The 16,890-nt window shown below is 44.7% G+C and carries 14 protein-coding genes; 10 read left to right on the top strand and 4 right to left on the bottom strand.

Translation table 11 applies throughout. The annotated features are described in order from the left end of the window. Nucleotides 1-40: 40 nt before the first annotated feature. Nucleotides 41-523, top strand: a complete 483-nt coding sequence (locus tag P5V12_RS17210; protein ID WP_316954330.1) for a YajQ family cyclic di-GMP-binding protein — start codon at nucleotides 41-43, stop codon at nucleotides 521-523. Between the two features lie 5 nt (nucleotides 524-528). Here P5V12_RS17210 and P5V12_RS17205 read toward each other — a convergent pair whose 3' ends face one another. The 3 genes from P5V12_RS17205 to P5V12_RS17195 form a co-directional block, all read right to left on the bottom strand. Next, nucleotides 529-1,524: a serine/threonine protein kinase gene (locus P5V12_RS17205; RefSeq protein ID WP_316954329.1), complete on the bottom strand. Its 996-nt coding sequence runs from the start codon at nucleotides 1,522-1,524 to the stop codon at nucleotides 529-531. Between the two features lie 43 nt (nucleotides 1,525-1,567). Beyond that, on the bottom strand, nucleotides 1,568-3,328 hold the full coding sequence (locus P5V12_RS17200; protein WP_316954328.1) for a diguanylate cyclase: 1,761 nt from the start codon (nucleotides 3,326-3,328) through the stop codon (nucleotides 1,568-1,570). A 109-nt stretch (nucleotides 3,329-3,437) separates the two neighbouring features. Beyond that, complete coding sequence (locus tag P5V12_RS17195) at nucleotides 3,438-4,169, bottom strand: ComF family protein (protein WP_316954327.1); 732 nt, start codon at nucleotides 4,167-4,169, stop codon at nucleotides 3,438-3,440. A gap of 101 nt (nucleotides 4,170-4,270) precedes the next feature. On the opposite strand from P5V12_RS17195, the gene bioB reads away from it, so the two are divergent. From bioB to P5V12_RS17150, 9 genes are all read left to right on the top strand, one after another. Next, entirely contained in the window at nucleotides 4,271-5,320 is a 1,050-nt protein-coding gene (bioB, locus tag P5V12_RS17190; protein ID WP_316954326.1) for a biotin synthase BioB, read from the top strand. 15 nt (nucleotides 5,321-5,335) lie between these two features. Then, nucleotides 5,336-6,493 (top strand): 8-amino-7-oxononanoate synthase, encoded by a 1,158-nt coding sequence (gene bioF / locus P5V12_RS17185; RefSeq protein ID WP_316954325.1) that lies wholly within the window; start codon nucleotides 5,336-5,338, stop codon nucleotides 6,491-6,493. Further along, nucleotides 6,493-8,091 carry a malonyl-ACP O-methyltransferase BioC gene (gene bioC / locus P5V12_RS17180; protein ID WP_316954324.1) on the top strand — a complete coding sequence of 533 codons (1,599 nt, stop codon included), beginning with the start codon at nucleotides 6,493-6,495 and terminating at the stop codon, nucleotides 8,089-8,091. Before bioF ends, bioC begins: the two co-directional genes overlap by 1 nt. Nucleotides 8,092-8,121: 30 nt before the next feature. Continuing rightward, nucleotides 8,122-8,817 (top strand): dethiobiotin synthase, encoded by a 696-nt coding sequence (gene bioD, locus P5V12_RS17175; RefSeq protein ID WP_316954323.1) that lies wholly within the window; start codon nucleotides 8,122-8,124, stop codon nucleotides 8,815-8,817. A gap of 156 nt (nucleotides 8,818-8,973) precedes the next feature. Further along, nucleotides 8,974-9,282, top strand: a complete 309-nt coding sequence (locus P5V12_RS17170) for a hypothetical protein (protein ID WP_316954322.1) — start codon at nucleotides 8,974-8,976, stop codon at nucleotides 9,280-9,282. Between the two features lie 218 nt (nucleotides 9,283-9,500). Beyond that, nucleotides 9,501-10,346, top strand: a complete 846-nt coding sequence (locus P5V12_RS17165; protein ID WP_316954321.1) for a putative metalloprotease CJM1_0395 family protein — start codon at nucleotides 9,501-9,503, stop codon at nucleotides 10,344-10,346. A gap of 195 nt (nucleotides 10,347-10,541) precedes the next feature. Continuing rightward, a complete protein-coding gene (locus tag P5V12_RS17160) occupies nucleotides 10,542-12,323 on the top strand; it encodes an acyl-CoA dehydrogenase C-terminal domain-containing protein (protein WP_316954320.1) in 1,782 nt (593 codons plus the stop codon). Nucleotides 12,324-12,335: 12 nt separating this feature from the next. Further along, on the top strand, nucleotides 12,336-12,512 hold the full coding sequence (locus P5V12_RS17155; protein ID WP_316954319.1) for a DUF3094 family protein: 177 nt from the start codon (nucleotides 12,336-12,338) through the stop codon (nucleotides 12,510-12,512). Between the two features lie 451 nt (nucleotides 12,513-12,963). Continuing rightward, nucleotides 12,964-13,710, top strand: a complete 747-nt coding sequence (locus P5V12_RS17150; RefSeq protein WP_316954318.1) for a hypothetical protein — start codon at nucleotides 12,964-12,966, stop codon at nucleotides 13,708-13,710. A gap of 163 nt (nucleotides 13,711-13,873) precedes the next feature. On the opposite strand, the gene P5V12_RS17145 is transcribed toward P5V12_RS17150, so the two are convergent. Further along, a complete protein-coding gene (locus P5V12_RS17145; protein WP_316954317.1) occupies nucleotides 13,874-16,648 on the bottom strand; it encodes a glycosyl hydrolase family 18 protein in 2,775 nt (924 codons plus the stop codon). Between the last annotated feature and the right edge of the window lie 242 nt (nucleotides 16,649-16,890).

Below are 16,890 nucleotides of genomic sequence, written 5' to 3'. Positions count from 1 at the left end.
TGTTTTGTATGTAACTATCTAGTTTTATTGGGGAAATGTAATGCCGTCATTCGATATTGTTTCTGAAATCGATTCTCAAGAAGTGCTAAATGCTGTCGAAAATTCTAAACGCGAACTCACTGGACGCTACGATTTTCGGGGGGTAGAGGCCGATTTTGAATGGGCAAATGATGAGGTGACAGTTAAAGCTGAATCGGATTTTCAGTGCCAACAATTAATAGACATTTTCCGCAATAAATTGATTAAGCGTAATCTTGAAGCTGGAATTATGGATATCGGCAGGCCAATTCATTCCGGTAAGACGTTCAGCCAAAAGATTGGTTTTAAGCAGGGTATTGATTCCGCAACTGCCAAGAAGTTGATCAAATTGATTAAAGATTCCAAAATCAAAGTTCAAGCGGCTATTCAAGGTGAGCAATTGCGGATCACCGGGAAAAAACGCGACGATCTACAGCAGGTTATTTCATTAATTAAAGAGCAGGACTTAGGTCAGCCGTTCCAGTATACGAACTTTCGCGATTAACTATTTTATCCGATCCTCGCTGAACCAATTTTTAAAGGCGGTGTGGATAGTTCTGCGTACTGCTCGCGCAAAGAGAGAATGTGTTCTGCCCAATATCTCTCGGTATTAAACCAGGGGAAGGCCTGGGGGAACGCCGGATCATTCCATCGTTGCGCCAGCCAGTAAGCGTAATGCATAAGTCGCAAAGCCCGAAGGGACTCGATCAGGGCTAATTCCTGTGTGTTAAAAGGAAAAAACTCTTCATACCCTTCAATAACCGCTTCGAGTTGGGCTTCTCGCTCATGACGCTCGCCGGAGAGCAGCATCCACAAATCCTGTACCGCAGGCCCCATTCTGGAATCATCCAGATCCACCAGATAAATAGAGTCCGGTCGAGTTAGGATATTTCCGGGATGACAGTCACCGTGAAGGCGAATTGAAGAGTAACTTACACTCGACATAATCTGAGTGATTTGATCAAGTATATGCTGACTGAGTGTGGCATAGGCTTCGATTAAATTGGCCGGGATAAAATTATTCGCCAACAGGTATTCACGACTGTTGATGCCAAAATTGGTAATGGAAAGTTCAGGACGATATTGAAACGGAGTGGTGCTGCCAATAGCGTGAATTCTGCCAAGGTGTTGGCCAAGTCGATAGAGTACATCGAGATCATCCAGATTCGGTGCGTGACCGCCTCTTCTTGGGTAGAGCGCAAACCAATAATTTCCATATTCAAATAATGTACCCACATCCTCCCGGAATATGGGCGAGATAACAGGAATTTCGGCTTCGGTTAAACTCAATGAGAATTGATGTTCTTCAAGAATCTGTTCCTTTGTCCATCTTTCCGGCCGATAAAATTTGGCGATCAGTGGCTCACTGTCTTCTATTCCAACTTGATAAACACGGTTTTCATAACTGTTAAGTGCGAATACTCTAAGGTCGGACATATAGCCGAGGCTTTCGATGGCATCGATCACCAAGTCTTGGGAAAGGTTGGAAAAAGGTGTGGGATTCAAACAGCGCCTCTCGATATCGTTATCTTACAAAGGCGCCAGTATATCAGTTATCGCTAAAAAATATGGCTCTGTCTCGGCCTTGTTCTTTTGCTGAGTACAACGCTTTGTCCGCTTTCCTAACGGATTCGGTAATACTTTCCTGAGGCAATTTTGCCATGTAAACGCCAATGCTTACCGTTATGCCAATTAACAGATTATCCAGAAGGGTATTCTTGGTTTTTACTGTGAGCAAAATTCTCTCCGCAACATTGGAGGCACTTTTTTTATCCAGCCCGGGCATGATGGCGACAAATTCTTCTCCGCCGTAACGAAACAGTTTGTCAGAAGAGCGCAGGCAGGACTGCACCGACTCGGTAAAGTCTCTAAGTACGATATCGCCGGCGTCGTGGCCATAGGTATCGTTTACAGCCTTAAAATGATCAATATCGAGCATCATTATGGTGTAATTACTGGTTCCGTTCTGCTCGTCTTGTTTGTCGAGTCTATGCGTGAACTTTTCGAATTCACTGCGGTTAAAGGTTCGCGTTAGCGGGTCAGTCGATACCTGCGCTCTAAGTGTTTTATTTTCCTGTTCGATAACACTAAGGTCGCGCAATACCATGACAAAGAAATGCTTGTCCGTTTGCGTTTTTTTATTAATGCTAATAGCAACGGATGTTGCTTTTCCATTTTTCTTTCTGATGGTTAGAATATCTTCAACATTGCATATTTTTTTATTGGATTGGTATTGATCAATTACTTCAATCAGCGAATTCAGTTTGTATTTAGATGTCTCCGCTATTAACCCGTGAAAAGGCTGTTGAAGTAAATCCCTGGCTTCCCAGCCAAATATCGTTCTGGCACCTCTATTTACGTGAATAATCGTTAACTTATCATCCAGCAACAAAATAGCATTGTCCGAGGCTTCTAACACCTCAAGTACCTGCGTTTCCAGTTGATCGGCTATGGCTTTCTGAGACGACCAACGAATCTGCCAGCGAACTTCGGCTAAGGTAACCCGGTACAATAAAAGCAGTATTGAAATAATACTTAGTGAGGTAAACAGCGCAAAAACCAGATTGGATTCAAATGTTCGATACCACTCCCGAGAGTACACCAGAATACCCAGAAAAATTGGCAGCATGGCGACATAGAAAGCAATACGCCTAAATGTTTTATGCACGTGCTTATGGCCACTTAGTAGTGTGGCAAGTTTTGTGTTGTTGGTAGATAGAATCAGGCCGGGGATCAAAAATAAAAAAGCAAGGGAAGAGCAAAGAGGAGTAGACGTTACAAAAGGTATTATGTCCGCACCAAATGGCATGTACACGTATAAACAATATGCGCTTAGAGAAATAAAACCGATAACAAAATACATCAGGTAAAAGTGACCTCGCATCGGCATATTTTTAACGTACTGTTCCAATAGCAAAAACGAGGAAAGTAAAAAGCAACAAGCCTCTGCTGGAGACATTAGCCCTGGCATTTTGGGTGAGCGGAGGTCGTACACGAAAAGTTCATTAAGCCCAGAGTTGATTCCCAATAAGTGTTGTGCAAAAAGGGCTTCACTTGAGAAAAAGGCAACCAGACTGGCGAATAGGTAACATATTAGTGTCTGCTGTCTTTCGTTGGCGATCATCGCGATGCCCAAAAACAAAAAGCACAGGGCAGCGTTAAACTTCATTGTAGGGAAGTCGTTTCGACTACCGAGCAAAAAGTCGGCATTTGTTACCCAGCTCCAGCAGACAACCAGGGATAATAAGACCAGTATTAGCCCTACAACCTTAACGCTGACCGCTCGGTTTAAGGAGATGGCGAGGTTCATATAGAATGCTTGGAAAAGGCCTACATCTAGTATCGCTATTGATTAGAGTTTGATCAAACAAAAAACGACAGACTTGCCCAAATTGTGCGCTGGTGTTACTTCGTTATCTTTATTTGGGCTTGGGAGTCCTGGCGATTGTCCATATTTCGATTCTGCCAGCGCCGGCAGTGCGCAGCAGTTTTGCGGTGGTTTCCGCTGTGGCACAGGTGGTCATCACATCATCGACGAACACAATATGCTTATCTTTTATTAACACAGTATTGGAAAGAATAACGCTGTTTTTTAAATTCTTGAGCCGTTCTTTGCGAGTCATGTTTTGTTGTGCGGCTGTTGATTTTACTTTCTTGAATAGGGGCTCAACTTTGACATCCAGCCTGTTACCAATAGTGTTCGCCAGTCGTTCAGCCTGATTCATTCCACGGCTAAACTGTCTGCGCCAATAAAGCGGTGCAAAAGTAATGACGTCTGGTCTGGTTCGACTAGATAGCAGGCGGTCGACAAAAAGCTGGGACAAAAAAGCCCCAATATTGTGTTTACGCTGATGTTTGAATTGGTTGATCAGGTAAGGTACGGGACCCTGATAGCTGGTCAAGCTGATACTTGCATCAAAGCTGGGTTTACTCGCCAGACACTGGCCGCATAACTCTGTATCAGAACTGGTGATCGGTAACGCACATTGAAGGCAAGCATTTTTCATGTAGGGCAGAGAATCCAGGCATGCAGGGCATAGTAAGCGTTTACTTGGTGTGGTGCATAACAGGCATAGATTGGGGAGGGCAAACTGACCCAGTTTGAGGACTGAATCGAGCAAGTTTTGTACGAAATTTTGATGTGAGTGCATAGTTGTAAACCTTTAAGTCCTTTTTAGGTTGACAGCTCCTGGCGAGCCTGATTATTGTGCGCCTTTTCCCTCTATTCGCCAATACCAGATTCGGAGCACATATGACCGCCAGTGCCAGCCTTGTTCGCCATGACTGGACTCGAGAAGAAGTCCAGCAGTTGTTTACTTTACCATTTAACGACTTATTGTTTCGTGCCCAAACTGTGCACAGACAGTACTTTGATCCTAACCAGGTTCAAGTGAGCACGCTGTGTTCGATTAAAACCGGTGCGTGTCCGGAAGACTGTGCATACTGCCCTCAAAGTGCCCGTTACGATACTGGCCTGGAGCGCGAAAGATTAATGGCGGTTGAAAAGGTGGTTGAGGAAGCCAAGGCGGCGAAGGCCTCTGGCGCAACACGTTTTTGTATGGGGGCAGCTTGGCGTTCGCCCAAAAACAAGGACATGTGTTACGTCATCGATATGGTTAAGCAGGTGAAAGAGCTGGGCATGGAAACCTGTATGACCTTGGGCATGTTAGACGAAGTCCAGGCTCAAAAGCTGGCGGATGCGGGGCTGGACTATTACAACCATAACCTGGACACCTCTCCCGAATTTTATGGCGATATCATTACCACTCGAACCTACCAGGACCGTTTGGAAACCATCGCCAATGTTCGTGCTGCAGGTATGAAAGTCTGTTGTGGCGGTATTGTTGGCATGGGTGAAGAAGAGTCTGATCGGATAGGGCTGCTTATCCAGTTGGCGAATATGGCAGAACACCCAGAGTCTGTGCCCATTAATATGCTGGTACGGGTTGAAGGTACACCCTTGGCGGAACAAACGGATCTCGATCCAATCGATTTTATTCGTACTATCGCTGTGGCTCGAATTCTGATGCCGGAATCCCATGTGCGTCTTTCTGCTGGCCGGGAAGAAATGAGCGATGAAATGCAGGCGATGGCGTTTTTTGCTGGTGCAAACTCCATCTTTTACGGTGAGAAACTGCTGACCACGGCTAACCCCGAATCGAATAAAGATATGCAACTCTTTGCCCGTCTTGGAATTTCTCCCGAGCAGCGGGAAATTAAGCATACCGAGGAAGAACAGGAAGCTGCTGTTGTCGCGCAATTGGAGAAATCCAAAAACGACCAGTTTTTCTACGAAGCCTAACGGTAGTTTGCTGTAATGAATTTGGATGATTTTCTTCAACCCGCACTGACTGAAAGAGAGCTGGCTGACCGCTATCGAACACTATTGTGTGCAGACTCTCCCCAGCAGGTTGAGCGCACAGTTGGAGATGCCAAACTCGTCTCTTTTTGTTCTAACGATTATCTTGGGTTGGCAAATCATCCGAGTGTGATTGAAGCCTTTCAAAAAGCGGCAAAAATCTACGGTTTGGGTAGTGGAGCTTCCCACTTAGTGTCTGGTCACAGTCGGCCCCATCACGAATTGGAAGAAGCCCTGGCTCGCTTTACCGGGAGGGAGAGAGCCTTACTCTTTTCGACCGGCTATATGGCCAATATGGGTGTTATTAACGCATTGCTTGGTCGCAACGACGCCGTATTTCAAGACAAGTTAAATCATGCATCGTTATTGGATGGTGGTTTATTGTCTGCCGCGAAATTTGAACGCTATCGCCATGGCGATCTGAATCACTTACAGCAAAAACTTGAGAAAAGCACCGCTGAAAAAAAACTGATTGTTACCGACGGTGTATTCAGTATGGATGGCGATATTGCGCCTTTGCCCGAGATGGCAAAGTTAGCCAGGGAAAATAATGCATGGCTAATGGTTGATGATGCACATGGTTTTGGTTGCCTGGGAAATAATGGCGGAGGGGTGGCAGAGCATTTTTCGTTGGACGTGGATGACTTGCCTATTTTGATCGGAACCTTAGGCAAGGCGTTTGGCACTTTTGGGGCGTTTGTCGCAGGTAGCCAAACGTTGATCGAATACCTTATTCAGTTTGCTCGAACTTATATTTACACCACGGCATTGCCGCCGGCTGTTGCTGCTGCAACATCGGAAGCATTAAATATTTTGCAGGAAGAATCCTGGCGGCGGGATAGACTCAATTCGCTGGTTGCCCAGTTTCGAACGGGCTGTGAGGCATTAGGTTTAACACTATGGGATTCTCCTTCACCCATTCAGCCTGTGTTACTGGGGACAGAAAAAGACGCGCTGTCTTTATCCAAGCGCTTGGCAGAAAAGGGCTTTTGGGTAACCGCAATACGTCCACCCACAGTACCTGAAGGTTCCTCAAGATTGCGTGTGACGTTTACCGCAAATCATACTCCCCGCCAAGTGGATGACTTATTGAACGCAATAAGCGAGGCACTGTAATGGTGCTGGCGGCAGAACAATTATCTCGCATGGAATTATTACCACTGAATCAAATAAAAGACAGTCGTCATGTGCCAATTGTTTTTTTACACGGTTGGGCATCGCAAAGTATTGTCTGGCAGGATTTGGTAACCGCTTTTGAAGCTCAAGGTATAACAGATAGAGCCATCTATGCTTTGGACTTACCTGGTTTTGGGCTCCATTGTGAGCAACCTATGGGATCGTTGGAGGATTTTGTTTCCTCAATCGAGAATGCCTTGCCGAGCCGTTGTCTGTTGATCGGCTGGTCGTTAGGCGGGATGGTTGCAAGCAAGATTGCTGCACGGAAAAATATCCATGTAACCGGGCTTATTACCATCGCAACCAATGTTTCTTATGTGCAATCAGATAGCTGGTCGTCAGCTATGCCAGTTTCCACTTTTGACGAATTCTATCAATCCTTCCAAACCAACGCACAAACAACATTAAAACGGTTTGCGGGTTTACAAGCGTTAGGGGATGTTGAACGAAAAAAAGTGTCTACCAAATTGGTAAGTCTGTCGGCATACACTGATTCGCAAAAAGCTCTCTGGCTAAAAGGTTTGGATTATCTTAAGCAGCTGAATAATTTTTCAGACTTAAAGAGTATTTCCATACCTGTACTTCATATTTTGGGTGAGCAGGATAAACTGGTACCGGTATCCGCCGCTGAGCTAATAAAAGAGCATTACGCAGGGCATCGTATTTGTGTTTTGCCTGGCTCCGGTCATGCTCCTCATATTTCCCAGCCTGAAAATGTGGCACAGACTGTTGTTCGGTTTATACATTCTGAGTTGTCTGCAAAGCCTAAGAAAGAAAAGAAAAAAATAGCAGATTCGTTTTCCAAGGCAGCAAAAACTTACGATAAAGCGGCCAAACTACAAAAAAATGTCGCCGATAAAATGCTACATTTGCTTCCAGGTTATCAGGGCCTAATCGTTGATCTGGGATGTGGTACCGGTTATTGCACGAAGTATCTGTCAAGCAAAAGTGGCAATAGTGTTGTTGGGATGGATATTGCCGCGGGAATGATTGATCAGGCAAAAACACAGTGCCATGCACAGTGGACACTCGGTGATATTGAAAACCTGCCATTTGCTTTTTCATCCATTAACGGGTTTGTTTCCAGTCTGAGTGTTCAGTGGTGTGAATCCATTGAGCAGGTTTTTGTTCAGATTTATGATTCGTTAAAAAATAACGGCTTCTTCCTGTTTTCCACCCTTGGGCCAAAAACGTTGTATGAGTTAGATGCTGCCTGGCAAACTGCCGACAGCGGTAATCATGTGCATGTCAACCAGTTTGTAAATTCGGATTATCTTACCGATGCAATTGTTCGGGCAGGGCTATCTGTTGATGTCTTTATGCGCGAAGAGCAGGTTTTGCAGTATCAGACGGTTGTCGATTTAATGAGAGATTTAAAAAATATAGGTGCGCATAATATTAACTCCGGTCGTAATCCCGGGTTGACCGGGCGAAAGAAGCTTGCTGCATTAACTGAGTCTTATGAACGTTTTCGACGTGAAGACAATAAAATGCTGCCGGCCACCTACGAAGTTTATTATTATTTGTTGAAAAAATAATTCCGAGGCTGTTTTCTACAGAATTACATTATGGGCAAAAAGTTTTTTATTGCTGGTACTGATACTGATGTTGGTAAATCATTAGTTGCGGCTGCACTACTTCATGCAGGACAAAAACAAGGACTAAAAACCTTGGGCCTAAAACCTGTGGCAGCAGGATGTGAACAGAAAGAAGTGGATGGTGCGCTGACCTGGGTGAATGATGATGCGTTGTTATTACAACAGTATTCCTCAGTAAATCTGGCCTATGAACAGGTTAATCCTGTGGCATTGCAGCAAGCTATCGCTCCTCATATCGCTGCACAAAAAGAAAACAGATCGCTTAGTCTGGATCGAATTGCCGGCTTTCTACGCGGTTCGATGATGACGCCTTCAGATTTATGTGTGGTCGAGGGGGCGGGGGGCTGGAAAGTGCCGCTAAACACTCGCGAATATATGTCTGATCTTGCTCACGCATTGAATTTACCAGTTATTTTGGTCGTGGGAATGCGTTTAGGCTGCCTAAATCACGCATTATTAACTGTTGATGCGATCAAAAAAGAAGGGCTTTCTTTGGCTGGGTGGGTTGCGAATACGCTGGATTCCGATATGCCAGTATTTGCTGAAAATTTTGATACTCTAAGTTCCCTTATCCCCGCACCTTGTTTGGGGACTCTGCCTTATTTGTCCTCACTTTCACCGGAAGCGGCTGCCGAATACCTGGATATAAACAAACTATACAGTTAGTGTGTTTTTTGCGACAAAACAGTATTAAAGTTCACTGCACACTCCTTGCTTTAGCCTGTTTTTTAAGCAGTTGATGCATTAAAATTATAGGTGAGAAGCTCTATTCTGTAGCTTTAGACGAATAGAGGGGTATGTGGTTGAATTTAAGGTGATCGTATGATCAATTCGGTTTTCAACGAAGGTGTAAGAGGCATGCAGGCCTCCAGCCGCGAGATGCAAAAGTCAGCGCAAGAAATCGCGGAGGCCAATATTCGGGATAATCCCAACACTCTGGCGCAGGGTCCACAAACGGCAGAAGATACCGAAGTGGTGCCCGTCAATGAAACTGTCGAGCCTGGGCGTACTGGTGATATAGCAGAACCGTTGATTGAGCTTCGGCGTCAAGAGCAGCTGTTCACCGCAAATGCTAAGGTCATTGATGCTGCAGACGAAGCGCTCGGCACTTTGATTGATACGCGAACGTAAACACGCGAACAGGGGAGCATAACGAGCCGATCGTTCAAATTGGTTTCTCTGCCGCTTCGGCGGTAGAAAAAGCGGGCCTTCTTACCCCGGCCCGCGATTAGGTGGAGTGCAGCCCACCTAATGGCGCTGCATGGCAGCGCCAATCGCTCTCCTGGAATAGCCACCAGACGGGTGGTGACCGGGAGAGCGTTAGTTATTTGGATGTGTAAGGCCCATGTATGAATGTTAGTTATTTATCATCCAACATAGCGAGTCACATCGCTTCGGCCAGCCCGTTGGACTTTGTCGCCACTGGGGCAAAGCATCTCTCATCTTCTGATACTGTCATCCCGCCCATAGAACAAGCCCCAGAAGTTGCCAAGGTGGAAAATTCCCTTCCCTCTCCCTCTGAAATCAATCTAAGCGCAGGGTACGGTGACAATAAAGAGGTTGAGCAAACGGCAGGTCAAGCAAGCAAAGATACAGAAAAGGACGATGTTGAAAGTAAAAAAGAACGGGCCGAGTTAAAGCTTGAGCAGGAAGAAATCCGTGATTTGGCTTCCCGGGATAGAGAAGTGAGAGCGCATGAGCAGGCGCATATGGCAATCGGCGGACAATATGCCGGTGCAGCTCAATATCAATTTAAACGTGGCCCGGATGGTGTGAGTTATGCCATTTCTGGCGAGGTTCCGATTGATGTCAGCAAAGCCAGTTCTCCGGAAGAAACAATTCGCAAAGCAGAAATTGTTCGGCGGGCCGCTCTCGCTCCTGCTGAACCATCGCCACAAGACCGGCGTGTCGCGGCCATGGCAACGCGAATGGAGTCGGATGCTCGTCAGGAGCTTAATACACAACGTGTCGACGAAGCCAATAACGAAGAGCAAAATTCGTCAGAGGAGCAGGATTCTCAAACAACCGCTACGGCAAGCGCAAACGACGCCGAAGCAAAGCCTAACTACGGTGCTACTTCTAATTTCTCGTCAGGCGAGCCTCCGTTTTTTATTAACTCCCGTTTGCAACGTGGCATTGAAAACGCCAGCTTGTCTTCTCATTCTCCTGGCGAGTTATTAGATCAAATCGCTTAATATTTCTTTAAGCAAAAAATATTTTTCTTTCTGCGATTCTCGTAAATATAGTGGGTAAAGTGTCATCTTTTTAATAAGTGGCAATTGCTTGATATGCTTTCTATGTTTAAAAATAAGTAGTTCTAAAACTGTTGTTTGTTTAAAAACGTATACTTAAAGTCCATGCAAGTTGTCACAGTATAAAAGAGACTGACTATGGCTGATTATCGTGCTCCTGTAGAAGATATCGTTTTCCTGTTAAGAGATGTGTTTCGTGCTCCAGAAATGTGGCAGGAATTATTGCCTGATTCTGAACTGGATATGGACACAGCAGAAGCCATATTAAGTGAGGCAGGGAAAATATGTGAAGGTGTGATTGCGCCGCTTAATCGAGAAGCCGATGAACAGGGTTGTCAGTGGCAAGAGGGGGAGGTGATCCCGCCTTCCGGTTTTCCGCAGGCCTACCAAACATATTGCGACGGAGGTTGGGGAGCCTTGGGTGGTAACCCTGAGTTTGGTGGTATGGGAATGCCCAAAACATTGATGTCTGGTGTGGAGGAAATGCTACAGGGCGCGTGTATGTCTTTTGGTTTGCTGCCCATGTTGACTTCCGGCGCGACCCTGGCGCTTGATGCTCACGCTTCCGAAGAAATTAAGCAAACCTACTTACCCAAAATGTATTCGGGCGAATGGTCTGGCGTGATGGATTTAACCGAGCCGCATGCGGGGACAGATTTGGGGTTAATCCGTACTCGGGCAGAACCCGATGACGATGGGAGCTATCGAATAACCGGCACAAAAATTTTCATCACCTGGGGCGAACAAAATATTACTTCCAATATTATTCACCTGGTACTGGCAAAGCTACCGGATGCACCGGAGGGTACAAAAGGCATATCACTGTTTCTGGTGCCGAAACGACTTTTAAATGAACAGGGTGAACCAAGCGAAAAAAATTCTCTGTCCTGTGGTTCTCTGGAAAAGAAAATGGGGATCAAGGCGTCCGCTACTTGTGTGATGAATTTTGATGGGGCAAAAGGCTGGTTAATCGGCGCACCAAATAAAGGCTTGGCCTGTATGTTTACCATGATGAACTACGAGCGCTTGGTAGTTGGGGTGCAGGGATTGGCAAACGGTGAAGCGGCATACCAGGGGGCATTGGCATACGCGAAAGAGCGCGTTCAAGGTCGAAGTGCGGAAGGGGCGAAACAACCGGATAAACCAGCTGACTCCATTATGGTGCATCCCGATGTGCGCAGAATGCTTTTGAATGCGAAATCGATGAATGAAGCCGGGAGAGCTTTTTATCTTTATGTTGCATACTGGTTAGACGTTGCCAAATTTTCCCGCAGTGCTGAGCAAAAACAAAAAGCAGATAACATGGTGGCGTTTTTGACGCCGGTTGCCAAAGCATTTTTGACGGACACTGCATTCTTATCGACATTGGATAGCCAAATGGTATTTGGTGGTCACGGTTACATTCGAGAGTGGGGACAGGAACAATACGTAAGGGATACCCGCATCACGCAAATCTATGAGGGTACTAACGGTGTTCAGGCGATGGATTTGATCGGTCGTAAAACCCTTTCTGCTAAAGGTGTATTACTTGGTGAGTTTGTTGAAGATATTCAAGATTTTATCGACACTTGTGAAGAGCCTCAGCAAATCAAAAAATACGAAGACCTGCTTTTATCTGCAACCAAACGTTTGCAAAAAGTCACCGATGAGCTGCTCGCATCTGCAAATGATAACCCTAATCTTGCAGGTGCTGTGGGGGTGGATTACCTGCACTTTGTTGGTTATGTTTGCTTTGCTTACATGTGGGTAAGGATGATTGTGCCGTTAGCCTCCAATGTGGATCAGAGTCGTTTCGCGCAAAGTAAAATAAAAACGGCGGATTACTTTTTTGCAAAGGTATTACCTGTGATCGATAGTTTGGAGAAGAAAATTCTTGCCGGGCCTGATACCATTATGGCCATTAATGATGAACTATTTTAGAAAACGAGCGCTATGCCTGAACTTTATCCTGATGACCAAAAGAAAGTAGATGAGTATGTTCAATCGAATGTTAACGCCACCGAGCGCTCCGAATTCAAACCTTTTCGACTACTCGCTATTATTTTTGTTGTCCTCGGTTTGTTGACGTTAGTCAGCTTTCTTGTAGCAATGGATCAGGGACTGGTATAACCGGTCCTTTCACTTCGTATTTCTCTCCTTTTGTGTATTTCCCTGCGGGCTAGTTAAAGTCTCTTTGCTTTCTCCGGTGTGGCTTGAACCATTCTTCTTTTCCTTTTTAATGCGTATTTCCTTTTCTATCCGCTCCAGCATCTGGTTTTTAGATTTTTTTGTTATATTAAGTGTTGCCTTAAAAATTCATTTACAAGGGAATTTTTGATTAATATTTAGTGGCGTACAAAAAGTGAGCGAAAATGCGTAAAAAGATGCAATTTTTAGCTGAAAATTAACAGTTTTGTTACATTGGTGTCATAAAACGGTCATGGTTGCGTGATCTAGCTGGTGATAGTCTTATAACAAGAGCAAAGGTAATGAGATCTCTTTGCTTGCCTCGGCGGGGTAAGAAAAAGCTGTAGGTGGAGGATCTCCATATTTTTAAGAAGTAGATAGTAGGAGGCGGGTTATGAGCATTCAAACTGTTAAAAAAATCGCTGCAACTTTAGCATTGTCCGCAATGATTCTTCCAATGGCTTCTGTAGCGGAAACCTATAAATCGGCAGGTTTTGGTTTCGCGGGAAAAGAAGTCGTCGACCTTGTTGATGTTTCATCTTTAAAAGTTGAAGGCGAGTCTGCAGTGCTATATTGCAAGGCGGACATTAATACACAGGGTCAAGCTACCTCGGCGAGTTGTTTTGATAAGCAAGGTAATACCGAGCTGGAGTCGCAAGCCAATTCTGCATTAGCAAAGCTGGCATTTACGCCTGCTGAAGTGGATGGCACAGCCGTTCCGGTTCGTATGGTGTTTAGAATTTCTTTTGCCAAAACGGCTGATGATGTTTCTGCCAGTTTGATTCCAAACTTAGGCAGTATGCAAGCTCGATATGGTCGGGATTACGTTGCCCCTCAAGAGCGTCTGGATGTTTCCGACTGGTATCAAAAATACAATGAAAGCAGTTGGGTAAACGGGGCAGAGTTCCTCGATGAAGGGCCTCTCTCTCGAGTTGCTGCAACAGTAAGCGAAGATGGTAAGCCATCAATGGTACGTACTTTGGATACCGAACGGGCCTTTAAACGAGATGCGAATGTAGTAAAAGCTGCGTTAAAACGCTCACGTTTTATTCCTGGCTTTGTGGATGGTAAACCGGTTCCAATGGGTTACCTTGCTGTTGTGAATTACAGCAACAGCGATGAGATGGTGGGGTCAAGATAAAACATCTCTCCTCATCATGCCCGCCCAAAGCCACCTTAATAGGTGGCTTTTTTATTGCTGCTCTGTGGAATCCATATTTATTGATGCGTTAACGGTGGGGTAATTTCTACTTTTTATTTATACGTACTCCACCTTTATAAAAGACAGAGCCTTAAAAGAAAAACTAGATATGTTCCGTCCATTCCGGATGAGATTGTTTTAAAACGGGGATATACGTTCGGCTGACGGGAACTTTGGCCTCATCGAGCGTGAGTTCATACTTCATCTTACCAAGTCGTTCCAGTTTTATTACGCGTTTGGGGTTAACCAGGTATGAACGATGAACCTGTACCAGATAATCGTCACCAAAATATTGTTTAATGTTTCTCAAGCGCATGGTGATATAACTTGGGTCTTTCTTCCCTTGTAAATATATTGCGGTATAGCCTCCATCCGCTTTTAAATACTGAATTTTATCTTTATTGGTTGACAGCTCGATTAATTCAGAGAGTAACGTGGGTTCTTTGGCCAGGGTTTTCAGCGCGCGGCGAACCATTTGCACCTGTCCAACCAGTACTTGAAAAAAGATTCGGTCGTTATCTTCTAACGGCGTTTCACTTTCTATGATGAACTTATATTCTCCGATCCTGAAATCCGACGATGATAGGGTGGCTATGTTGGGATCACCGATTTTTGCAATAAGCTGTTCTTCCTGGAAAACGGATACTTTTAATTCTTGGTCTTGCGTGATACAGAAAAAATCACACGCCTGCTCAATCAGGCTCGCGGCGTCTTTCGCAGAAAAATTTGCCTCGCTAAATTTCATCAAATTCGCCAGTGGGTCAGCCTGAGAATAGTCTGGAGTTACAGATTCAGTGCTTAATACTGGCGCAGTGGCAGGGTACGGTTGTTCTTCTATTGCATCTCCTTTCACTTTTTCTGTTTGAGGGTGCCACTCAAGTTCGGCTAATGGTTTATGTGATGTATGAGAAATGTTCGCCCGGACTTCAAAGCCAATTTCGTTATTTGTTGTGGGTGTGATTGAACAATTAAAGCGCCTGGCTGCGGAGTACAGTTCTTTTAGTCGATAGAAGGCGCGTGGTAAATACTGAATGCTGGAAAGCTGTGGCGAAGAAATTTTGATAACAAAGGAAAAGTTGCTTTCCTGCCAGGTTCGAATAGTTATTTCCGGTTGCTGGTGCAGGGCTATTGCATCCACGATGAAGGTGCAGAGTTCGTAACATGATTGGGTTAGGAACAGGCTGTCTGCATGCAATGTCTGCTCGGTTTGTTCATCAGTTGTCAGCTTAACCTGATGACCGAAATCTGCTTCGACCAAGTGTTTGGCACATTCCACTATGTAAGTGGAACTGCAGGGCTCAATAATTGGCTGTCGGGCGTGTTTGTTGATCTGTGTTTCTGATACCAGCCGGGTAGTAACTTTCAGTAGTCCGGCGGATATTCTCGATAGTTGAAGCAGTTGATCTGATGATATTTTACCTGCAAGCGCACGGGTATTACTTTCAAGCTGATACAAGCGAATAAGCGGATCATTCAACGCGTGTAAGTTATTACTGAGTGCCAGATAATCATTTTTTTCGCGTTGAATACGCTTCTTCTTTCTTACACTGTGAATAAAAAATACCAAGCCCACGAGCAGAAATATCAATGATAGGTGCACTAGGGCTAGAATTCGCTCCTTGTAGTTTTCGAAAAACGATAGCCAATATCGGTACAAGGAATAAAGTGGGTATACACCCTGATAGACTTCATTCACTACCGATTCACTACTTCCCAAATCATTATGCAGTTGTCGAATAGCTATGCCGCCTAATCGATATTGTAATGCATATTGAATTTTGGTTTTTAGTGCCTGTTCATTTTCGTAGCTAATAAAATGGCCACCAAATCGGGAGGGGTTGAATAGATAGCTGGATTTCGTGTCGTCATCCCAGTACTCGACGTACCCCTTTTTGTTTTTTAGGTTGATAAGGTGCTCGCGACTATATAAGCCGGTTGCTCCACGTAGTGTTGTGTCCCAGCTACCCCAACTGACACTCATTGCTTGATTGTTCAAACCGTTGTTATCAGGTGCCACGCCTTGCCAGCCGACAGCAAACGGGGCGAGGGTGAGAATAATTTTTTGACTTGGGATCTTGGCCTGTTCAAGCTGTTCTACCATGTTTGCCGCCGATTGCCCTGTCTCACTATAAAGAGGGGCGACATGGGTGGCCACTTTTTGCCAGTAGCCATTGATATAATCTGTGCGCAGGCTTAACTTATCCGCATACTGATGAATTTCATGTAACGGGAAGTCGACCATTAACCATTGTTGTGACAAATTAATGAAAATTGTAGGTGGGTTAGCTTGTTTCTGGAATTCAGAATGAATGATCTTGGCCAGTTGCAAAAAATGTGTTTTGTACTTCTCTGCCATTGCAGTTTGTTCAGTAGAAGACGTATTTTCGATTTGCCAATCTATTTCAATTCCGTCAAATTGATAAAGGGCAATAAAATCAAGTATCTTTTTTGCAAAATCATGCATTCTTTTATCAGACGAAGTAATTGCAGGATATGTTTCTCTGTCTTCCCAGCCGCCAATAGAGATAATGGTTTTTAAGTGTGGAAATTTCTTTTTAAAATTAACCAGCTCTCCATAACTGCCGTGAAAACTCATATCCTCTATATCGGAATCAGGATAAAGCCGATCAACGTCCGCAAAATCGTCAAAAGGAAATATGTCTCCATTTTCTGTTACGTTCGCACTGCGATAAACCAGATAATTTAATTTATCCAAAGGAAGATGGCGGATATGCACGTTGGGGCTGTATATACTCCAATAAGAATAGTAACCAACAATGGCTGGTTTTTCGTTTATTGAGGATTTACAACTTCCAATCAAAGCGACACAACACAGTAGTGCGAGCTTTATCAGGCGTGATCTCAGGTGGTTGTTCATAACTGCGGCTTGCGAAGAGGAGCGATTATCATAGGCTAACTCAGTCGAATTTTACATACAGATTAGGCATTAAACGACGGATTATCTCTCATCGTTGATCAGAAAGGTTACTCTGATTCTTTCTGTGTGGATAGGAATTCATGAATAGTCCCGTTCGATAAAAAAAGCATTATATATCAATAGCTTGTCTGTAAATGGTGAAATCTCCAGAATCACTAAACGATACGGCTCTGCTGGATTGC

Source organism: Teredinibacter sp. KSP-S5-2, assembly GCF_032773895.1.
In the GTDB taxonomy this organism is placed as follows: domain Bacteria; phylum Pseudomonadota; class Gammaproteobacteria; order Pseudomonadales; family Cellvibrionaceae.
The sequence above is the reverse complement of the archived record's forward strand: the minus strand, read 5'-3'. Positions and strand labels throughout refer to the sequence as shown.

Bases quoted from the DNA above. Each gene is read 5' to 3' on its own strand.
- P5V12_RS17210 (WP_316954330.1), top strand. From the start codon at position 41: ATGCCGTCATTCGATATTGTTTCTGAAATCGATTCTCAAGAAGTGCTA.
- P5V12_RS17200 (WP_316954328.1), bottom strand. From the start codon at position 3,328: ATGAACCTCGCCATCTCCTTAAACCGAGCGGTCAGCGTTAAGGTTGTA.
- P5V12_RS17195 (WP_316954327.1), bottom strand. From the start codon at position 4,169: ATGCACTCACATCAAAATTTCGTACAAAACTTGCTCGATTCAGTCCTC.
- bioB (WP_316954326.1), top strand. From the start codon at position 4,271: ATGACCGCCAGTGCCAGCCTTGTTCGCCATGACTGGACTCGAGAAGAA.
- bioF (WP_316954325.1), top strand. From the start codon at position 5,336: ATGAATTTGGATGATTTTCTTCAACCCGCACTGACTGAAAGAGAGCTG.
- bioC (WP_316954324.1), top strand. From the start codon at position 6,493: ATGGTGCTGGCGGCAGAACAATTATCTCGCATGGAATTATTACCACTG.
- bioD (WP_316954323.1), top strand. From the start codon at position 8,122: ATGGGCAAAAAGTTTTTTATTGCTGGTACTGATACTGATGTTGGTAAA.
- P5V12_RS17170 (WP_316954322.1), top strand. From the start codon at position 8,974: ATGATCAATTCGGTTTTCAACGAAGGTGTAAGAGGCATGCAGGCCTCC.
- P5V12_RS17165 (WP_316954321.1), top strand. From the start codon at position 9,501: ATGAATGTTAGTTATTTATCATCCAACATAGCGAGTCACATCGCTTCG.
- P5V12_RS17160 (WP_316954320.1), top strand. From the start codon at position 10,542: ATGGCTGATTATCGTGCTCCTGTAGAAGATATCGTTTTCCTGTTAAGA.
- P5V12_RS17155 (WP_316954319.1), top strand. From the start codon at position 12,336: ATGCCTGAACTTTATCCTGATGACCAAAAGAAAGTAGATGAGTATGTT.
- P5V12_RS17150 (WP_316954318.1), top strand. From the start codon at position 12,964: ATGAGCATTCAAACTGTTAAAAAAATCGCTGCAACTTTAGCATTGTCC.
- P5V12_RS17145 (WP_316954317.1), bottom strand. From the start codon at position 16,648: ATGAACAACCACCTGAGATCACGCCTGATAAAGCTCGCACTACTGTGT.